General features: G+C 74.4%; 18 protein-coding genes. 13 read left to right on the forward strand and 5 right to left on the reverse strand.

Annotation, left to right across the window (positions count from 1 at the left end; all coding sequences use genetic code 11):
* Nucleotides 1–66 precede the first annotated feature (66 nt).
* Together IO40_RS0114080 and IO40_RS0114085 are read right to left on the reverse strand one after the other, a co-directional pair.
* Entirely contained in the window at nt 67–453 is a 387-nt protein-coding gene (locus IO40_RS0114080) for a hypothetical protein (protein ID WP_016472660.1), read from the reverse strand.
* A 116-nt stretch (nt 454–569) separates the two neighbouring features.
* Nucleotides 570–1,166 carry a DUF4352 domain-containing protein gene (locus tag IO40_RS0114085; protein WP_016472661.1) on the reverse strand — a complete coding sequence of 199 codons (597 nt, stop codon included), beginning with the start codon at nt 1,164–1,166 and terminating at the stop codon, nt 570–572.
* 213 nt (nt 1,167–1,379) lie between these two features.
* Between IO40_RS0114085 and IO40_RS0114090 the strand changes: the two genes are divergently transcribed.
* From IO40_RS0114090 to IO40_RS0114100, 3 genes are all read left to right on the forward strand, one after another.
* Complete coding sequence (locus IO40_RS0114090) at nt 1,380–3,302, forward strand: N-6 DNA methylase (RefSeq protein WP_031175503.1); 1,923 nt, start codon at nt 1,380–1,382, stop codon at nt 3,300–3,302.
* 137 nt (nt 3,303–3,439) lie between these two features.
* Nucleotides 3,440–4,372, forward strand: a complete 933-nt coding sequence (locus IO40_RS34840; RefSeq protein ID WP_051719293.1) for a collagen-like domain-containing protein — start codon at nt 3,440–3,442, stop codon at nt 4,370–4,372.
* Nucleotides 4,369–5,661: a serine/threonine-protein kinase gene (locus IO40_RS0114100; RefSeq protein ID WP_016472664.1), complete on the forward strand. Its 1,293-nt coding sequence runs from the start codon at nt 4,369–4,371 to the stop codon at nt 5,659–5,661. The genes IO40_RS34840 and IO40_RS0114100 overlap by 4 nt, the downstream gene beginning before the upstream one ends.
* A gap of 18 nt (nt 5,662–5,679) precedes the next feature.
* On the opposite strand, the gene IO40_RS0114105 is transcribed toward IO40_RS0114100, so the two are convergent.
* Nucleotides 5,680–6,942, reverse strand: coding sequence for an FUSC family protein (locus tag IO40_RS0114105; RefSeq protein WP_031175505.1), 1,263 nt, complete (start codon nt 6,940–6,942; stop codon nt 5,680–5,682).
* Nucleotides 6,943–7,124: 182 nt separating this feature from the next.
* On the opposite strand from IO40_RS0114105, the gene IO40_RS0114110 reads away from it, so the two are divergent.
* From IO40_RS0114110 to IO40_RS0114155, 10 genes are all read left to right on the forward strand, one after another.
* Complete coding sequence (locus tag IO40_RS0114110; protein ID WP_031175506.1) at nt 7,125–7,943, forward strand: HNH endonuclease family protein; 819 nt, start codon at nt 7,125–7,127, stop codon at nt 7,941–7,943.
* 382 nt (nt 7,944–8,325) lie between these two features.
* Entirely contained in the window at nt 8,326–8,988 is a 663-nt protein-coding gene (locus tag IO40_RS0114115; protein WP_016472667.1) for a SurA N-terminal domain-containing protein, read from the forward strand.
* Nucleotides 8,989–9,586: 598 nt separating this feature from the next.
* Nucleotides 9,587–10,600 (forward strand): nucleoside triphosphate pyrophosphohydrolase, encoded by a 1,014-nt coding sequence (locus IO40_RS0114120; protein ID WP_016472668.1) that lies wholly within the window; start codon nt 9,587–9,589, stop codon nt 10,598–10,600.
* Nucleotides 10,601–10,687: 87 nt separating this feature from the next.
* Nucleotides 10,688–11,389 (forward strand): lysoplasmalogenase family protein, encoded by a 702-nt coding sequence (locus IO40_RS0114125; RefSeq protein ID WP_016472669.1) that lies wholly within the window; start codon nt 10,688–10,690, stop codon nt 11,387–11,389.
* A 41-nt stretch (nt 11,390–11,430) separates the two neighbouring features.
* Nucleotides 11,431–12,714: a cytochrome P450 family protein gene (locus tag IO40_RS0114130; RefSeq protein WP_016472670.1), complete on the forward strand. Its 1,284-nt coding sequence runs from the start codon at nt 11,431–11,433 to the stop codon at nt 12,712–12,714.
* Nucleotides 12,715–12,830: 116 nt separating this feature from the next.
* Complete coding sequence (locus tag IO40_RS0114135) at nt 12,831–13,946, forward strand: transglycosylase family protein (protein ID WP_016472671.1); 1,116 nt, start codon at nt 12,831–12,833, stop codon at nt 13,944–13,946.
* A 144-nt stretch (nt 13,947–14,090) separates the two neighbouring features.
* A complete protein-coding gene (gene eno / locus IO40_RS0114140; RefSeq protein WP_016472672.1) occupies nt 14,091–15,371 on the forward strand; it encodes a phosphopyruvate hydratase in 1,281 nt (426 codons plus the stop codon).
* Between the two features lie 122 nt (nt 15,372–15,493).
* On the forward strand, nt 15,494–15,973 hold the full coding sequence (locus IO40_RS0114145) for an FtsB family cell division protein (protein WP_016472673.1): 480 nt from the start codon (nt 15,494–15,496) through the stop codon (nt 15,971–15,973).
* A 70-nt stretch (nt 15,974–16,043) separates the two neighbouring features.
* Nucleotides 16,044–16,592, forward strand: coding sequence for a DUF501 domain-containing protein (locus tag IO40_RS0114150; protein WP_016472674.1), 549 nt, complete (start codon nt 16,044–16,046; stop codon nt 16,590–16,592).
* Between the two features lie 2 nt (nt 16,593–16,594).
* Nucleotides 16,595–17,548, forward strand: coding sequence for a Ppx/GppA phosphatase family protein (locus IO40_RS0114155; protein WP_030406414.1), 954 nt, complete (start codon nt 16,595–16,597; stop codon nt 17,546–17,548).
* Between the two features lie 34 nt (nt 17,549–17,582).
* Here IO40_RS0114155 and IO40_RS0114160 read toward each other — a convergent pair whose 3' ends face one another.
* Together IO40_RS0114160 and IO40_RS0114165 are read right to left on the reverse strand one after the other, a co-directional pair.
* Entirely contained in the window at nt 17,583–17,852 is a 270-nt protein-coding gene (locus IO40_RS0114160; protein WP_031175508.1) for a type II toxin-antitoxin system RelE family toxin, read from the reverse strand.
* A complete protein-coding gene (locus IO40_RS0114165; protein WP_031175509.1) occupies nt 17,849–18,136 on the reverse strand; it encodes a type II toxin-antitoxin system Phd/YefM family antitoxin in 288 nt (95 codons plus the stop codon). Before IO40_RS0114165 ends, IO40_RS0114160 begins: the two co-directional genes overlap by 4 nt.
* Between the last annotated feature and the right edge of the window lie 379 nt (nt 18,137–18,515).

Here is an 18,515-nt window from a genome sequence, read left to right on the forward strand (position 1 = left end):
CCGCGGAAGCACATATCCGCGAACGCGCCGTGCCCCGCCCGTGGCCCACGGGCGGGGCACGCGGGCTCAGTGCCGGGCCGGTACCAGGTAGGGCGCGGTGACGGCGGCTGAGCCGTTGTTGAGCTCCTTGTCGATCTCCTCCGCGGCGTCGCCGACCGCCGTGACGACGGTGACCAGGCCCCAGACGCCGAGGGCGAAGGCCGCCAGCGACAGGAGTACGCCGCTGAGGGCGGCCTTGCGGTTGGTGGCGATGCCCTTCTTGGCGCGGGAGCGGCCGGCCAGGCCGAGGACGAAGCCGATCAGTCCCAGGGTGCCGGAGGCCCAGAAGAGGATCGGGACGAGCCCGCACACCACGCCGACCAGGCCGAGGACGAGTGCGGTGAGTCCGAGCCCGTTGCGGGGCGCGGCGGCGGGTGCGGGCGTGTGGCTGTGGGCGTCGTAGGCGTGCGACATGGGATCCCCCCTGTGGGTACGGGCTGTGCGTGTGCCCTCTTGCGTCTGCGTGGTGAAGTGGTGGCCGGCGCCGGTGGTGTGAGTGGTGCCGGTGGTGTGGCCGGTGTGCGGAGCGGTCAGAGCGTGAGGCTCCACTGGGCCGGTTCGGTCTCGAAGTCGTTGAGGCTGACCTCCACGTCGAGGGTCTTGGCGCCGCGCGGGGCGTCGAAGCCGTAGAAGGCGGTGGCCCGTTTGCCGGGCAGCAGCCGGCCGGTGAATCCGCTGCCGACGGTCTCGCCGTCGAAGATGCCCTCGGTCGTCTCGCCGTCCTCGCCCTGGCGGGCGCCGACGGTGACGAGCGTGGTGTCGATCTTGCGGTCCGAGGTGTTCTCCAGCGTGACCCGCAGTTTCCAGGCCTGCTGTCCGTTCTTGTGCCCGGCCGCGTAGGCGGACGGGGTGAACGCGGTCGGCGCCGAGACGGTGACCTTGAGGCCCTTGCCCGGGTAGACGGCGCTCTCGCCGGCGGCCCGCGGCCCGGCGGCCTGCCCGCCGTCTTTGCCGTCCTGGCCCTTGCCGCTCCCCTTGCCCGGCCCGTCCTCGGCGCCGGCCGCCTTGCCGGCGGGCTTCTCCGTTGTGGGCTCCTCCGGTGTGCAGGCGCCGAGCGCGCCGAGGGCGAGCACGGCGGCGGCGGTGGCGAGCAGTGGGCGCGTACGGGGCTGGGCGCGGGTGGGCATGGGTCGTCCTCCGGACAGATGTGAGCGAGCCGGTGCGGTGAACTGTGAACCGACGGGTCAATAAGACCATCGTCTGTGAACCGAGTCAACCACGATCCATGAATCCGGGAATCTTCACGCCGTGAACGGAGGCAGTTCACAGGGTGGTGGGTATGCTCGTGCGCACCGCCGTGACCGGCCCGGCGGACGAGGCGATACGGGAGGGAACGGGCGATGAGCGGGGCGAACGGGGCGTCGGACGGCACCGAGGTGACGGCGGCGGCCATCGCCCGGCTCGCCGGAGTCGGCAGGGCCGCGGTCAGCAACTGGCGCCGCCGCCACCCCGACTTCCCCCGCCCGGTCGGCGGGACCGAGACCAGCCCCACCTTCTCGCTGACCGAGGTGGAGAGCTGGCTGCGCGCCCAGGGCAAACTCGCCGAGGCCCCGCCCCGGGAGCGGGTACGCCGCCGGCTGGAGAGCGACCCGGAGGGACACGGGCCGGCCCTCGTCCGCGCGGGCGAACACCTGGCCGGACTCGGCGAGCCGGCGCAGCCGGCCGACCGCTCCGAGCTGGAGCAGCTGGCCCGCGAGGTGGGCACCGAGACGGCGTTCGCCCAGCTGCTGGCCGACTACCTCGACGCCAACCCCCGCCAGTACACCCTCACCCCGCCCGGCACGGCCGCGCTGATGGCCCGGCTCGCCGGACCCGGCGACTCCGTCCTCGACCCCGCCTGCGGCTCGGGCGAACTCCTGGCCGCCGCCCTCACCGCCGAGGGCACGGCCGGCACCCCGTCACCCGGCGGTGCCGGCACCCCGCGCACCCTCCACGGGCAGGACACCGACCCGCTGCTGGCCCGCCTCGCCGCGCTCCGCCTCACCCTGCGCGCCGGGGCCGCCCGTCCTGCCGGGGACGCCGCGCGCGCCCGCACCCCGGACACCGCCGTGGACATCCGCGCCGAGGACGCGCTGCGCACCGAGGAGCCCGCCGCCGCCCCGTCGGTGGCCACCGTGCTGTGCCACCCGCCGTTCAACGAGCGCAACTGGGGCCACGACGAGCTGGCCTACGACCCGCGCTGGGCCTACGGGCTGCCGCCGCGCACCGAGTCCGAACTGGCCTGGGTGCAGCACGCGCTGTACCGGCTGCGCCCCGGCGGCACCGCCGTCCTGCTGCTGCCGCCCGCCGTCGCCGCCCGCCGCACCGGCCGCCGGGTGCGCGCCGCGCTGCTGCGCAAGGGCGCCCTGCGCGCCGTCCTCGCACTGCCCCCGGGGGCCGCGGCCCCGCACAGCCTGCCGCTGCACCTGTGGGTGCTGCGCAAGCCGGAAGGCGCCTCGGCCGCCCACACCCGTCTGCTGCTGATGGACGCGGCCGGCGGCCGGGCCGAGGGCGAACCGGCGCCGCCCTGGGAGGAGACCGCCGAGGCCGTGCTGACCGCCTGGCGGGCGTTCGACGCGGACGGCACCGTCACCGAACGGCCCGGGGTGTGCGCCGCGCTGCCGGTCATCGACCTGCTCGACGACGAGGTGGACCTCACCCCCGCCCGGCATCTGCTGCCCGGCGGCGCCCGGACGGACGCCGCCGCCCTCACCGCCGTACGGGCCGAACTGGAACGCACCCTGCGCCGCACCCTCGACCTGGCCGCCGGTGACGCGACCGGAACCGCGGACGGACGGCGGGACGGGACGGACGGCGAACTGCCCGAGGCGACCGTGGGCGAGCTGGCCCGCACCGGCGCCCTCGAAGTGCACACCGCCTCGGCCGAGCCGGTCACCACGGCGCCGGGGGATGTCGTCGTGCCGGTCCAGGGGCGGGGCGCCGCCTATGTGGTGGCCGAGGGGGAGGAGGGCGCCCGGCTGGACAAGCCGCTGTGTCTGCTGCGGGTGGACCCGGCCGCGCTGGACGCCTGGTTCGTCGCCGGGTTCCTGCGCTCCACCGCCAACACCCGGCAGGCCAGCAGCTACGCCTCCAGCGCCTCCCGGATCGACGTGCGCCGGCTGCGGCTGCCCCGGCTGCCGCTGGAGCGGCAGCGCGCCTACGGCGAACGCTTCCGCCGCCTCGCCGAGTTCGAGGCCGCGCTGCGGCGGGTGGGCGAGCTGGGCGGGGAGTTCGTCCAGGGGATGTTCGACGGGCTCGCCGACGGCACGGTGCCGCCCTCCTGAACCGGGCGCGGACGCCCGCGGGTTGCAACGATTCCGCTTCTTGTCGGGCCGGGTTCCCCGGTCACGTATCCGTGGCCGCATCCCGCTGTATACGCTCACCTCCTGCCTTGTCCGCTCCTGTCCCGTCCGGAGGAAAGATGTACGGCCCGGCCACGCCGACGCCGACCCGCGCCCTCCTGGCGCGGATCGCCTTCGCGTCGTTCCCGCTCTGGTCGCTGGGTCTGCTCTCGTGGGTGCCCTCGCTGCGGTTCGCCGTACTGCGCCGGCGCCCGTACGACTGGGCGGTGTTCGCCCTGGCGTGCGTGCTGACCGTGGTGTACATCGTGCTGCTGGTCAAGGTGCCCGAGACGAAGCCGGGCGAGGAGGGCAACGCGCAGCTTGCCGCGGGGATCTACATCATCCTGCTGATCGGCGGCGCCGTGGTGCACGCGCTCCTGGGCGACCGCCCGCGCCGCGCGCCCGCACCGGGTCCGGGGCCCGTGCCGGGCGCTGGGCCCGTGCCGGGTGCCGGGGCCATGCCGGGCGCTGGACTTGTGCCGGGTGCCGGGCCTGTGCCGGGTCCCGGTCCTGTGCCCTACCCGGGCGGCGCGGCCCACACCGCGGCGCCGGGCCCGGCCGCGGGCCCGTACGGTCCGCCGCAGCCGCCCGCCGCCACGCCGGGACCGGCCGGTCCCGCCCCGACACCGGGTCAGCTCGCGGGTCACGGCCCGGCGCCGGGCCGGCCTGCGGGGCCCGCCCCCGCGATGGGCCCCGTCGGTCCCGTACCCGGGATGAGCCCCACCGGTCCCAGCGGTCCCGCCCCCACCATGAACCCCACCGGACCCGCCGCCCCCGTCCCGTCCGCGGACCCCTACGGTGCGCCCGGCCCGTACGCGCCGACGGCCCCCGCCGGGTCCGCGCCGCCGCCCGCCTCCCCGCGCATGCGGCAGGTCGCCTCCGAGCTGGCCGAACTCGGCGAGGCGCTGCGCCGCCAGGGCGACGGCCGGCAGGACGCGGCCCCGCACGACCCCCGCCGCCGGCCCGGACAGTCCAGCCGGCCCGGGCAGCCCGGACAGTGGGGCCCGGCATGAGGCCCGGACGGCTGATCGCGGGCCGCTACGAGCTGTCCGAACCGCTCGGCAAGGGCGGTATGGGACAGGTGTGGGGCGCGCTCGACACGGGGCTCGGCGGCCGGCCCGTCGCCGTCAAGCTGGCCCACTCGGACCGCATGGCCTCCCTCGTGCAGAGCGCCGACCCGCAGGAGATCCGGCGCCGCTTCGCCCGCGAGTGCCGGGTGACCGCGCAACTGGACCACCCCGGCCTGGTGACCGTGTACGACGCGGGCCAGGACGGCGACGAACTGTTCCTGGTGATGCAGCGGCTCGACGGCAGCGACCTGGCCGACCATCTGGCGGAGCACGAGCCGTACCCGTGGCAGTGGGCCGTCGCGGTGGCGGCGCAGCTGTGCGCGGCGCTCGCCGCCGTGCACGCGGTCGGTGTCGTCCACCGCGATCTGAAGCCCGGCAACGTGATGGTGCGCCCCGACGGCCGGGTCGTCATCCTCGACCTGGGCATCGCCTCGGTCGGCGCCCCCGACGTCACCCGGCTGACCCGCACGGGCGCGCTGGTGGGCACCCCCGTCTACATGGCGCCCGAACAGGCGACCGGCCGTACGGCGGTCGGCCCCGCGGCGGATCTGTACGCACTGGGTGTGGTGCTCTACGAGCTGCTGGCCCGCCGCGTCCCGTTCGAGGCCCCCGAGGCGGCCGGGCTGCTGTACAAGAAGCTCCACGAGGAGCCCGAACCGCTGGAGCTGGTGTCCCCCGGGGTGCCCGCGCCGCTGCCGGCGCTCGTGCGGCGCCTCCTGGACCGCGACCCGGCCGGCCGCCCCGCCGACGCGCACGAGGTGTACGCCCAGCTCGCCCCGCTGCTGCCCCGCCCGGGCGAGCGGGCCCCGGGCCCGCCGCTGGACCCCACCCGGCCGTTCCTGGCACCGGCCGCGCCGTGGCCGCCGCGGCGCGGCGCCCAGCCGGTGGCCGGCGGCGAGCTGAACGCCGCGCTGGAGGACATCCGCCGCCTGCTGGGCGCCGGCCGCTACACCGAGGTCGCCGCTCTCCTCGGCAGCGCCCTGCCGGCGGCGGAGGCGACCTACGGCGAGGGCTCCCCGGTGGTGCGCACCCTGCGCAAGCAGTACGCCACCGTCCTGGTGGACACCGGCCAGTACGCCGAGGCCCTGCCCCAGCTCGCGCTGCTCATCCGGGACACGGTCCGCGAGCGCGGCCTGGGCGATCCGGCGGTGGCGCAGCTCCTCCAGGACGAGGCGCTGTGCCGCCACCACATCTCGGCGCCCGCCCCGGCCCCGCCCCCGTCCGCGTACTGACAGGGCGTCACAGCCGGCTCACTGCTCCTCCTCCCATTGCAGTTCGCGTTCCTCCTCGCGGGCGCGGCGGCGGGAGCGCTCCCTGCTGCGGAGCTGGCGCATGATGCGCAGGAAGGGGTTCTTCTCGCGCTGCTCACGGGACTGGCGGTCCAGCTCCTGCCACAGGCGTTCGGACCGCTTCTCCACGTCCAGCTCGTCCAGGATGCGGTCGGCCTCGGCCAGCAGGGCGCCGTGCAGCTGCCATTGGCGGGGGTGCTCGCGCACGGTGTCCAGGAGCTGGAAGGCGACGGTGTCACGGCTGGCGCGGCTGGCCTCCAGGGACCGTACGAGCTGCGCCTCGGCCTCTTCCGCGTTGGCGCTGACGGGGGTGGTGATCAGCTCGGCGAACGCCTCGACCGCCTGGGCCATGTGGTGGAAGAGGGCGTTCATGCTGTCGGCGATGTCGTCGCGGAACAGCGGTTCGGCGGTGCGTTTCTTCGCCAGGTCGGTGACGGTCCGGCAGGTGGTGCGCAGCACCACGGCGCAGATCTCCAGGGTGTCCAGCCCGGTGCGCAGCACCACCCGGGAGAGCAGCCCCTCGCGCACCCGCGGGTTGAGCCGGAGGCTGTCCTCGGCCCGGCGCAGTTCGACGTCCACCTCGACGATGTCGTGGTCGAGCTGCCGCGCCTGGTGCAGCCGGTCGGCGGCCTTCCCGACCGGGGTGTGGCCGCACACGTCCTCGCCGAGCGCGTTCAGCAGGCCGCTCATCCGGCCCGCGAGGTCGATGACGGCGTCGCCCGCCGGCTGGACCCACACCGGGGGGACGAACAGCACGTTGAAGGCCAGTCCGACGATGGCGCCGATCAGGGTCTCCAGCACCCGGTCCCAGGCCATGGCCGCGACCTGTCCCTGTGTCACCCCCAGGACGAGCATGGCGCTGATCGCCGTCTCGGGGACGAATTCGCCGGCCTTCACGAACCGGCCGACGATCAGGGCGGCGAGGATGACCACGCCCAGGCTCCACCAGGTGAGCCCGACCAGGGCGCTGAATCCGCTGGAGAGCAGGACGCCGGCGACCACGGCGTTGACGCGGCGGATGCCGGTCCGCAGCGTCGTGAAGAGGGTGACCTGGGTGACCAGCAAGGCCGTCAGCGGCGCGGTCAGCGGCGCCTGTTCGCTGCTGAGCTGGAGGGCGACGACGTAGCTGATCACGGCGGCGACAGTGGACCGGGCCGTCTGGGCGAACTCGGGTTCCCTGTGCCGCCGGACCAGGTTGAGCAGGGGGTCGGTCACATCGCGCACCCTGCGTCCCTGCCCGCTTTGTCCCTCGTTGCCACGTGGAGGGCGCCGTCGGGGTGACGTGCTCCCCGTGCCGGGGCGTGGCTGGGAAGGTTCCATCCGGGCCGGGTCCCCGCGAGGCCGCGCACTATGCTCGCCCGGTGATCGACAACGCCACTGACCAGCACCGACCCGCCCGCCCCCGGATACCCGCGCCCCGTTCCGCACGCAGGCGTGCCGCCGCCGCCGTCGCGGCGGTGGTCGCCGTCGGCACCCTGGTGGCCGGATGCGACGGAACGGGGTCGTCCGGGGGCCGCGACGACGCCAAGGGCTCCCCGGACCACGGCTCCGGCCGCACCGCCGCCCCGGACGGTACGTCCCCGGGCGGCGGCAAACCCACCAGCCCCCTGGACAACCCGGACGGCACCAAGCCGGGACTGGCCCCGCTGACCTCGGACGCCGACAAGGCGCGGGCCCGCCGCGTCATCGAGCAGCTGCGCACCAAGGGCCGCGGGCCCAAGACGGGCTACGAACGGGACAAGTTCGGCTACGCCTGGATGGACACCGCCGACGGCGTCCCGTTCGCCCGCAACGGCTGCGACACCCGCAACGACCTGCTCAAACGGGACGGCGCCAAACTGCGCTTCCGGTCCGGGTCCGACTGTGTCGTGGAGTCCATGACGCTGGACGACCCGTACACCGGCAAGCGGCTGGAGTGGACCAAGCGCCGCGCCACCGAGGTGCAGATCGACCACGTGATGCCGCTCTCCTACGACTGGCAGATGGGGGCCGCGGGCTGGTCGGACGCCAAGCGGCGCCGTATCGCCAACGACCCCCTCAACCTGCTGCCGGTGGACGGCCCCGCCAACAACGCCAAGCGCGACTCGGGCCCCGCCTCCTGGCTGCCCCCCAACAAGCGGATCCGCTGCGCCTACTCCGTGCGGTTCGCCCAGGTGGCCCTCAAGTACGACCTGGCCGTCACCGCGCCGGACAAGCGCACGATGCTCACCCAGTGCGGCGGGTGAGCCGGGGCGGGGCATGAGCGCGCCGGGCGGCTACAGCGCCCTGTTGACGGCCGCGAGGACGGCACGGACCCGGGCCGTGAGCACACAGGCGCCGCGGGCCCGGACGCCGTCGAGCGGGTCTCGCGGGGGCAGCGGGCGGGATGCTGGGGCATCTGCGCGTCGGCTGACCACCCGCGGGCCCGTCCGGCAGCCGGGGCCGGTGACGCCTGTGACTCCTGTGGCACAAGTGGCGTCGAGGCCGGGGAACAGCGACCCCACGGGCCCCGAATCGTTGGTCGATTCGATGTCGAACCGGTGGTCACGGACCGGTCCGACTCCCTACCATCGATCACCGCCAGGTCGCGCGCACCGGCGCGACCCCTCGCCGCCGCCGGGAGGCCCCATGGAAAGCCGTCACCGCAGGTTCGCGCTCACCCTGACCACCACCGCGGCACTCCTGACCGCGGCACCGCTGCTCAGCGCGTGCGGCAACGAAGCGCACCCGGGGGCCGCGGCCACGGTCAAGGGCGACCGGATCAGCATGGCGCAGCTCCAGTCCCGCGTCGGCGCCGTACGGGACGCGCAGCGTGCCGCACCCCAGGGCGAGCAGCTGATCAAGCAGAGCGGCAAGCTGACCCGCTCCACGCTCGACGGCATGATCCGCGAACGCATCGTCGCGCAGGCGGCGAAGGACGCCGGGGTGGGCGTCAGCCGCCGCGAGGTCCAGCAGGTCCGCACCCAGCTGGAGACGCAGGCCGGCGGCAAGAAGCGGCTGGAGGCGACGCTGCTGCGCCAGCAGGCCGTCGCGCCCGACGAGATCGACGACCGCATCCGGATGCAGCTGCGGGTCGAGAAGATCGCCGCGGCCAAGGGCATCGACCCGACCTCCCCGCAGGGCAACCAGCAGCTCAACAAGGAGCTGTCCCGGGTGTCCCGGGACATGAAGATCGACGTCAACCCGCGGTACGGCGCCTGGGACGCCGGCACCTCCACCCTCGCCGGCGCGAAGACCCCGTGGCTGCGCGACCTGACGGGCCAGGCCGCCGACCGGGCCCAGCGCATGTGACCTGCCCCTCCCGGTGCGCCCCGGGAGGGCGGATGTGTCCCCGGGGCGTGGGCTGTCTTCCGGGGCAGGACTGGTGCCCTGGGCGGGCGGACGGCGCCTCGGGAGGGCGAACCGGTCCCCTGGCGTGTGAGCCCCCTGCTGGGGCGGGACCGGCGCCCCGGGCGGGCGGGCCGCGCCCTGGAGGGCGCATGGTGCCTCGGCAGGGCGGACGGCACCCCCGTAAGGGCGAGGCGTCTCGGGAGGGCGGTTCCGCATGAGCTGTCTTCTGGGGGCGGGGAGCGGCGCACGGGACAGGCGGACGCGCCCTTGCGCGGGCGGAGAGCGACCCCGGGAGGGCGAACCGGTCCCCTCGGTGGGTGAGCCGCCCGCTGGGGCGGGGGCCGGTGCCCCGGGCGGGCGGGCCGCGCCCTCGGCAGGGCGGACGGCGTCTCGGCAGGGCGGACGGCGCCCTGGCCCTGGCCGCGTGAGCCGCCCGCTGGGGCGGTGGAGCGGCGCCTTGGTGCGGGGGAGCGGTGCCGGGCCCCGTGGAGTCCTGGCCTGCGTCCGGCCGACGGTCGGCCGTCGGCCGTCCCGCCGCCGTCCGGGTTACGTTCGTAGCGTGAACGAGAGCACCGAGACCGGCCGTATCGTCCTGCTGACCACCACCCACCGGGTGGCGCCCGGCCTGCTGTCCTGGCCCGCCTGGGAGGCCCTGCGGGGTGCCGACCGCGTGCTGTGCGCGGACCCGGAGCACCCCCAGTTGCCGTACCTGCGGGAGGCCGGCGTCGAGGTGGAGACGGGTCCCGTGCCCGATGCCCGCACCCTGGTGGAGGAGTGCGCCGAGGGTGGCGGCCGGCCCCTGGTGGTGCTCGCCACCGCCGAGGGCGAGCCGGACCTCACCGACGGTCTCGCCCGGCTGGCCGGCTCGGGCCGCCAGGCCATGCCCGAACTCGAACTGCTGCCCGGCTCCTACGATCTGCCCGGTGCCCGCCTTCTGGACGCCGTCCAGGTCATGGACCGCATCCGCCGCTCCTGCCCGTGGAGCGGGCAGCGCACCCACGAGGGCCTGCTCAAGTACGCCGTCGAGGAGATCTACGAGCTCATCGACGCCGTCGAGCGCGGCGACCGCACCGAGTTGCGCGAGGAACTCGGCGACGTCCTCCTCCAGGTGATCTTCCACGCTCGGATCGCCCAGGACGATGCCGAGGAGCCGTTCGGCATCGACGACGTGGCCGCCACCCTGGTGGAGAAGCTGGTGCACCGGCACCCGCACGTCTTCGGGGACGAGGTGGCCGAGACCCCCGAGGACGTCAAGGCCCACTGGCTGCGGCGCAAGGCGCTGGAGAAGACCGAGCGCGTCTCGGTCACCGAGGGCGTGCCCCTCGGCCAGCCGGCGCTGGCGCTGGCCGCCAAGCTGGCCGGCCGGGCCCGTACCGCGGGGCTCACAGTCCCCGTGGACGCCCCGGACGCCGGGGGCACGGCTCCGGAGGCCGGGGTCGGGTACGCCCTCCTCGCCCTCGCCGTGGAGGCGGAGCGCGAGGGCATCGACCCGGAGGCGGCGTTGCGGGCCGCGGCGCGCGAGTACCGCGACCGCATCCGCGCCGCGGAGGCACCCGGCCGGGACGGGGACTGAGCCCGCACCCGGCGCCGTTCCGTACCCGCCCCGGCGGGGTGCGGCGGCACCCTTGACGCTGCCTTACCGCCCGGTAACACTGCCCGGATGGCGATCACGAGGGCCCACCGTCCCACGCCCGCGCTGGCCGCTTTCGCGGGGCTGGCCGCGGCCGATCTGTACGCGACGGCGACGTCCCCGCGGGGCCCGGCCCGCGCGGGCAAACCGCTGCTGATGCCCGTCCTGGCCGCACACGTGCTCCAGCGGTCACCGGCACCGCCCCGGGCACTGCTGGCGGGCCTGGCCTGCGCCGCCGTCGGGGACACGGCACTGCTGTGGGACCGGAACCGCCGCGCGCTGCTGACCGGGATGGCCGCCTTCCTGGGCACCCAGGTCAGCTACACGGCCGGTCTGACCGCGCGGCTGGGCGCCGTGCGGGGCCTGCGCGCCAGGCCGCGCCGCGCGGTGGCCGCGTTCGCCGCGTGGGGCGCGGTCAACGCCGCGCTGGCCCCGGCGCTGGACCGGGAGCTGCGCCTGCCGGTGGCGGGCTACAGCCTCGCGCTCGCCGCGATGGGGGCGGCGGCGCTCGGCGTCGGGGGCAAGGTGGCCGCGGGGGCGCTGTCGTTCCTCGCCTCGGACGCGCTGATCGGCCTCCAGCAGGCGGGCCGCCGGGTGCCGGCGCAGGAGACGCTGATCATGGCGGGCTATCTGCTGGGCCAGTACCTGCTGGCGGAGGGCTGGCTGGAGCGGACGCCGCAGCCGCCGGGGGCCGGACGGCCGGAGAGGTGCGGGCGCCGTCTACGGTCGTAGGCGTGCACGACCCGACGCAGCCCGCCTCCTGCCCGCCGCCCATGCCGCCGCTGTTCGACTGGCGGTTCGCCGCCGACCCGTACCCCGCGTACGCGTGGCTGCGGGAGCACGCGCCGGTGCGCCGCACCCGGCTGCCCAGCGGGGTGGAGGCGTGGCTGGTGACCCGGTACGCGGACGCCCGGCAGGCGCTGGCGGACCCGCGGCTGAGCAAGAACCCGCGGCACCACGGGGAGCAGGGGGCCCACGGCAAGGGCAAGGTCGGTATCCCGGGTGAGCGCAGCGCCAATCTGATGACGCATCTGCTCAACATCGACCCGCCGGACCACACGCGGCTGCGCCGGCTGGTCTCCAAGGCGTTCACCCCGCGCCGGGTCGCGGCCTTCGCGCCCCGCGTAAGGGAATTGGCGGACGGCCTCATCGACGGTTTCGCGGCGCGTGGTGAGGCGGATCTGATCCATGAGTACGCGTTCCCGCTGCCGATCTACGCCATTTGCGAGATGCTCGGTGTCCCCCGTCAGGACCAGGAGGACTTCCGGACCTGGGCGGGCATGATGATCCATCAGCCGGGCAGCCCGCGCGGTGGCGTGGGCCGTGCGGTCAAGAAGATGCGCGGCTACCTGGCGGAGCTGATCCACCGCAAGCGGGCCGAGCTGGAGCACAGCGGCGGCGCCGACGATCTGATCTCCGGACTGATCCGCGCCTCCGACCACGGTGAGCACCTCACCGAGAACGAGGCCGCCGCGATGGCCTTCATCCTCCTGTTCGCCGGCTTCGAGACGACCGTCAACCTGATCGGCAACGGCACCTACGCGCTGCTGCGCCACCCCGCGCAGCGGGCCGTCGTCCAGCGCGCCGTCGAGGAGGGGGACGAGGAACTGCTGGGCACCGCCGTGGAGGAACTGCTCCGCTACGACGGGCCGGTGGAGCTGGCCACCTGGCGGTTCGCCACCTGCGATCTGACCATCGGCGGCCGGCAGGTGCGGGAGGGCGAACCGGTGCTGGTGGTGCTGGCGGCGGCCGACCGGGACCCGGCCAGGTTCTCCGAGCCCGACACCCTGGATGTGACCCGCGGCGACAACCAGCACCTGGGCTACGGGCACGGCATCCACTACTGCCTGGGGGCGCCGCTGGCCCGGCTGGAGGGCCGGACCGCGCTGGCCGCCCTGCTGGGCCGGCTGCCCGATCTGCGGCTGGCCGCCGACCCGGACGAGCTGCGCTGGCGCGGCGGGCTGATCATGCGCGGCCTGCGCACCCTCCCGGTGGCGTTCACGAGCCGCTGCGGAACGGCGGATGACGGGCCCTCAGCGGGTGTGACCGCGGCGTGATCTCCGCGACATTCGCTTGTGACTCCCGGCCATCGCGGCTACGTTCGGTCGCCGACTTCGTCCGCCTTCGGGCACTTCGATCGTCGTGACGTTCGTCAACACACGAGAGGTTCCGCATGCGCTCCGGGAACGGTAGGCACCGCCGCCCCCGCCAGGCCCCCGCCGTCGTCGTCGCCGCCGGGGTGACGGGCGCCGGGATCGCCCTTCCGCTGCTCGGCGCCACCGGCGCCCACGCCGCCGACGCGGCGGACTGGGACCGCGTCGCCGAGTGCGCGAGCAACGGCGTGTGGAGCGCCGGCGACGCCCACCCGTACTACGGCGGGCTCCAGTTGAGCCTGGACTCCTGGCAGCTGTACGGCGGTACGGCGTACGCGCCCCGCCCGGACCTGGCCAGCCGCAGCCAGCAGATCGCCGTCGCCGAGAAGATCCTCAAGGCGGAGGGCCCGGCGGCCTTCCCGCACTGCGGTGACGGTCTGACCACCGACCACGCCCCCGAGGTGAACCCGGGGGAGGACCTGCCCTCCCACTCCACCGGCTCCGGCGAGCACTCCCCGGAGCGGACCGCGCCCGGCAAGGGGACGTCGCACGGCGGCACCACGGGTGACGACGGCGAGCGGCCTTCCTCCGGTGAGCACGGTTCCTCCGGTGAGCGGGGCGAGGCCGACCGGAACGACGGCGACACCGGGCACAAGAAGACGGACGGGAAGGAAAAGTCCGACGGCAAGGGCAAGTCGGACGGAAGTGACAAGGCGGACGGATCGCATTCCGCACCGTCCGACGGCCCGGCCCACGACGGACACAAGGGCGGCTCCGCCCCCACGGACCCCTCCGCACGGCCGGACGACGGCACCGACGACACCGACGATTCAGCCCCCTCCGACAGCTGGGGCTGGACGAGCCAGGGCCCGTCGAGCCCCGAGCGGCTCAAGGCGTCGTCCGGCGGCGGGGGCGGGCTGGAGGCCCCGGGCACCGGCAAGCACCGCGGCAAGCCCGCCGAGGAGGAGGGCGGCCGGCACGACCGGAGCGGACGGCCCTCACGCGGTGACGCGAGGGAGAAGCTCCACGAGGGCGGCGGCCGGCACCGGGTCACCGTCCAGCCGGGTGACTCCCTGTCCGGGATCGCCGCGGACCTGGACGTTCCGGGCGGCTGGCGGGAGCTGTACGACGGCAACCGGGGCGTGATCGGCGACGACCCGGACCTGATCCGTCCGGGCCAGCACCTGCGCGTGTGAGCCGCCTCGTTCGCAAGTGAGCCGCACTCTCACGTGCCCCGCAGCGCAGGGCGTCCGCATCGTGCGGCGGGGCGAAGGACTCGGGGGCGGGACGGTTAGGCTCGGGTCGGAGAAAGCCGTCCGTCCACACGAAGGAGATACCTCGTGCCGTCCATCGACGTCGTCGTAGCCCGCGAGATCCTCGACTCGCGAGGCAACCCCACCGTCGAGGTCGAGGTCGGCCTCGACGACGGCAGCACCGGCCGTGCTGCCGTGCCGTCCGGCGCCTCGACCGGCGCCTTCGAGGCGCTCGAACTGCGCGACGGTGACACCGCGCGCTACAACGGCAAGGGCGTCGAGAAGGCCGTCCTCGCCGTCATCGAGCAGATCGGCCCGGAGCTGGTCGGCTACGACGCCACCGAGCAGCGCCTGATCGACCAGGCGATGTTCGACCTGGACGCGACCGCCGACAAGTCGTCCCTGGGCGCCAACGCCATCCTGGGCGTCTCGCTCGCCGTCGCGCACGCCGCCTCCGAGGCGTCCGACCTGCCGCTCTTCCGCTACCTGGGCGGCCCGAACGCGCACCAGCTGCCGGTGCCGATGATGAACATCCTCAACGGCGGCTCGCACGCCGACTCGAACGTGGACATCCAGGAGTTCATGATCGCGCCGATCGGCGCCGAGTCGTTCTCCGAGGCGCTGCGCTGGGGCGCGGAGGTCTACCACGCCCTCAAGGGCGTGCTCAAGGAGCGCGGTCTGGCCACCGGCCTGGGCGACGAGGGCGGGTTCGCGCCGAACCTGGGCTCCAACCGCGAGGCGCTCGACCTGATTGTCGAGGCCATCCAGAAGGCCGGCTACAACGCGGGCCAGGACATCGCGCTGGCGCTGGACGTGGCCGCCTCCGAGTTCTACGAGGACGGCACCTACGCCTTCGAGGGCCAGAAGCGCTCCGCCGCCGAGATGACCGAGTACTACGAGCAGCTGGTCGCCGACTACCCGCTGGTCTCCATCGAGGACCCGCTGTTCGAGGACGACTGGGCGGGCTGGAAGACCATCACCGAGAAGCTGGGCGACAAGGTGCAGCTGGTCGGTGACGACCTGTTCGTCACCAACCCCGAGCGCCTGGCACGCGGCATCGAGGAGGGCTGCGCCAACGCCCTGCTGGTGAAGGTCAACCAGATCGGTTCGCTGACCGAGACGCTGGACGCCGTCGAGCTGGCGCAGCGCAACGGCTTCAAGTGCATGATGTCGCACCGCTCGGGCGAGACCGAGGACGTGACCATCGCCGACCTGGCCGTCGCCGTCAACTGCGGCCAGATCAAGTCCGGCGCCCCGGCCCGCTCGGAGCGCGTCGCCAAGTACAACCAGCTCCTGCGCATCGAGGAGATCCTGGACGACGCGGCCGTCTACGCCGGCCGCTCGGCGTTCCCGCGCTACAAGCGCTGACCCGCACCGCCCCGGTGCCGGCCCGGACCCGCCGCGGGACCGGACCGGCACCGCGGGCAGCGGTGGGCCCGCCCGGCGGGACAGCGGAGCCGCCACGCACGGGACACGGAGCAGGGAGAGGTATGGGAGCGGACCGGGACCGTTTCTCCACCGCGACGCGCCTGCGCGCCCTCGGGGCCCAGGCCGCCGGGCGGGTGTACCGGGCACAGGGCCCGGTGAGGATCCGCGCCCCGCGCAAGGGGCGGCTCACCGGCAGGGCGGCACTGCTCGCCCTCGTGCTGTGTTCCCTCGTCGTCGCGCTGGCGTACCCGACACGGCAGTACGTCACCCAGCGCTCCCAGATCGCCGACCAGCGCGAGCAGGCCGAGCGGGCCCGGGCCGCCGTCCGGCAGCTGAGCCAGGAGAAGGCGCGCTGGCAGGACCCCGCCTACGTGGAGCGCCAGGCCCGCGAACACCTGCACTTCGTACGCCCCGGCGAGACCGGCTACACCATGCGGGACGGCACCGCCGACGTGAGCCGGCCCCGCGAGCACGGGCCCGCCGACCGGCCCTGGTACGAGAACCTCTGGGACGGCCTGGACCGCGCCGACCAGGCGGGCTGACCCCGCGCGAGCGCACCGGCCCGCACCCGCCACCCGTCAACTGCGAACGAAGCGACGAGCACCCACACCCATGGACACCCCACCGCCCCGAACCGAGCCGACGCCGCCGACCGACGCGGACGTGGCCGCCTTCGTCGAACAGCTCGGCCGCCCGCCGCGCGGACTGCGCGCCATCGCCCACCGCTGCCCCTGCGGGCTGCCCGACGTGGTGGAGACCGCACCCCGCCTGGAGGACGGCTCCCCGTTCCCCACCACGTACTACCTGACCTGCCCCCGGGCCGCCTCCGCCATCGGCACGCTGGAGGCCGACGGTGTGATGAAGGAGATGACGGCCCGGCTGCGCGAGGACGCCGAACTGGCCGACGCCTACCGCGCCGCGCACGAGGACTACCTCGCGCGCCGCGACGCCATCGAGGAGCTGGTGGGCTTCCCCAGCGCCGGCGGCATGCCCGACCGGGTCAAGTGCCTGCACGTACTGGTGGCGCACTCGCTGGTGGCCGGCCCCGGCGTCAACCCGCTGGGCGACGAGGCCCTGGCGATGCTGCCCGAGTGGTGGCGCAAGGGCCGGTGCGTGACGGTGCCGGTAACGTCCGACTCCCCGGAAGGCGATGAGGCATGACGATGCAGCGGGTCGCCGCCGTCGACTGCGGCACCAACTCGATCCGTCTGCTGGTGGCGGAGCTGGACCCGGAGACGGGGGCCTTCACCGAACTGGACCGGCGCATGGAGATCGTCCGGCTGGGCCAGGGCGTGGACCGCACCGGGCGGCTGGCGCCCGAGGCGCTGGAGCGGACGTTCGCGGCCTGCCGCCGGTACGCGGAGGTCGTCGCCTCCTTCGGGGTGCCGCCGGAGCGGACCCGGTTCGTGGCGACGTCCGCCTCCCGGGACGCCGAGAACCGCGACGAGTTCGTCCGCGGCGTGGTGGACATCCTCGGTGTCGAACCCGAGGTCGTCACCGGTGACCAGGAGGCCGCGTTCTCCTTCACCGGCGCCACCAAGGAGCTGGCGCCGGGCACCTTCGCCCCGCCGTACCTGGTGGTGGACATCGGCGGCGGCTCCACCGAGTTCGTCCTGGGCACCGAGCGGGCCGAGGCGGCCCGCAGCGTGGACATCGGCTGCGTGCGGCTGACCGAGCGCCATCTGGCCCGCCCCGACGGCAGCCTGACCGAGACCCCGACGCCCGAGCAGGTGGCGGCCATACGCGCCGATGTGTCCGCGGCGCTGGACGACGTGGCCGGCGTGGTGCCGCTGGAGCGCACCCGCACCCTGGTCGGCCTGGCCGGAACGGTCACCACGCTGGGCGGCGTCGCACTGGAGCTGGACACCTACGACCCGTCCCGCATCCACCACAGCCGCCTGTCGCTGGACCGGGTCCGCGAGATCACCTCCCGCCTGCTGGCGGCCACTCACGACGAACGCGCCGCGATCCCGGTGATGCACCCGGGCCGCGTGGACGTCATCACCGCGGGCGCCCTGGTCCTCCTGACGATCATGGAACGGCTCGCCGTGGAGGAGGTCGTCGTCAGCGAGCACGACATCCTCGACGGGATCGCGTTCGCCTGCGCCTCGTCCTGACGGAGAGGCACGTGCGCGGTCCCCGGGCGGGGCGTCACAGGTTGCGGTGGACGTCCCGCCGGTCGCCCACCTTGACCACGAGGACGACGAGTTCGCCATCGTTGATCTGGTAGGCGACCCGGTAGCTCCCGACGCGGAGCCGGTAGAGGTCCGAGGGTCCGGTGAGCTTTTCGACGTCGGCATCCTGGCGGCAGGGGGCGTCACCAAGTGCGGTCAGCGCGGTCAGGATGCGCATGGCGTCGGTCCGGCTGATCGCCCGAAGCCGGCGCTGTGCCGCCGCGGTGAACCGGAAGGCGTACTTCACGCCGCCTCGTCGTCCTGCTCGGTGAACAGATCCGCCAGCAGTTCCGCCATCGTCACGGTGGTGCCGCCCTCGGCCAGTACGGCTTCGGCCTCGCGCGCCAGCATCACGTCGGCGGCTTCCTCCAGCGCTTCGAAGTCAGAGATCGGGACCACGGCCGCCACCGGGGCGCCGTTACGCGTGATGACAGTCGGGACGCCTTCTTCAGCCCGGTTGATGTGATCGGCGAGGTGCGCGCGGGCTTCCCGCACGGTCACGGTGTTCTCGCTGTTCTCTGCCGCTCTCACTTGAGCGGGGATGTTCTCCCCTGATAGGGATGGAAGCTGTTCCCCGGGGTCCCGCGCAGCCGTCGCCGGAGAACTTTCGTGAAATGTTTCACATGGAAAAGTGCCCGGTGAGGCCATGTTTTCACCCCGGAACGAAGGGTTCCGGGGGGTACGGCCCGGCAATGTGCGGGTGGTGTTCGAGTGCGGGGCGGCTCACGGGAAGCCGCGCCGATGCGTGGTCCACTTCCGCTCCCGTCGATCCGTGCAGCTCAAAAGGTGCGTCAACGGCCGGGCGGGGCGAGTGGTTCCGGAACCGGCCTGTGGGCTCGGTCACGGGGCGGCGAAGTGTAGCAGAGGGCGGGGGCATCCTTGTGAAGACCCTCACGAAGTGCCCCGTGCC

The organism is Streptomyces albus subsp. albus (assembly GCF_000725885.1).
GTDB lineage: Bacteria > Actinomycetota > Actinomycetes > Streptomycetales > Streptomycetaceae > Streptomyces > Streptomyces albus.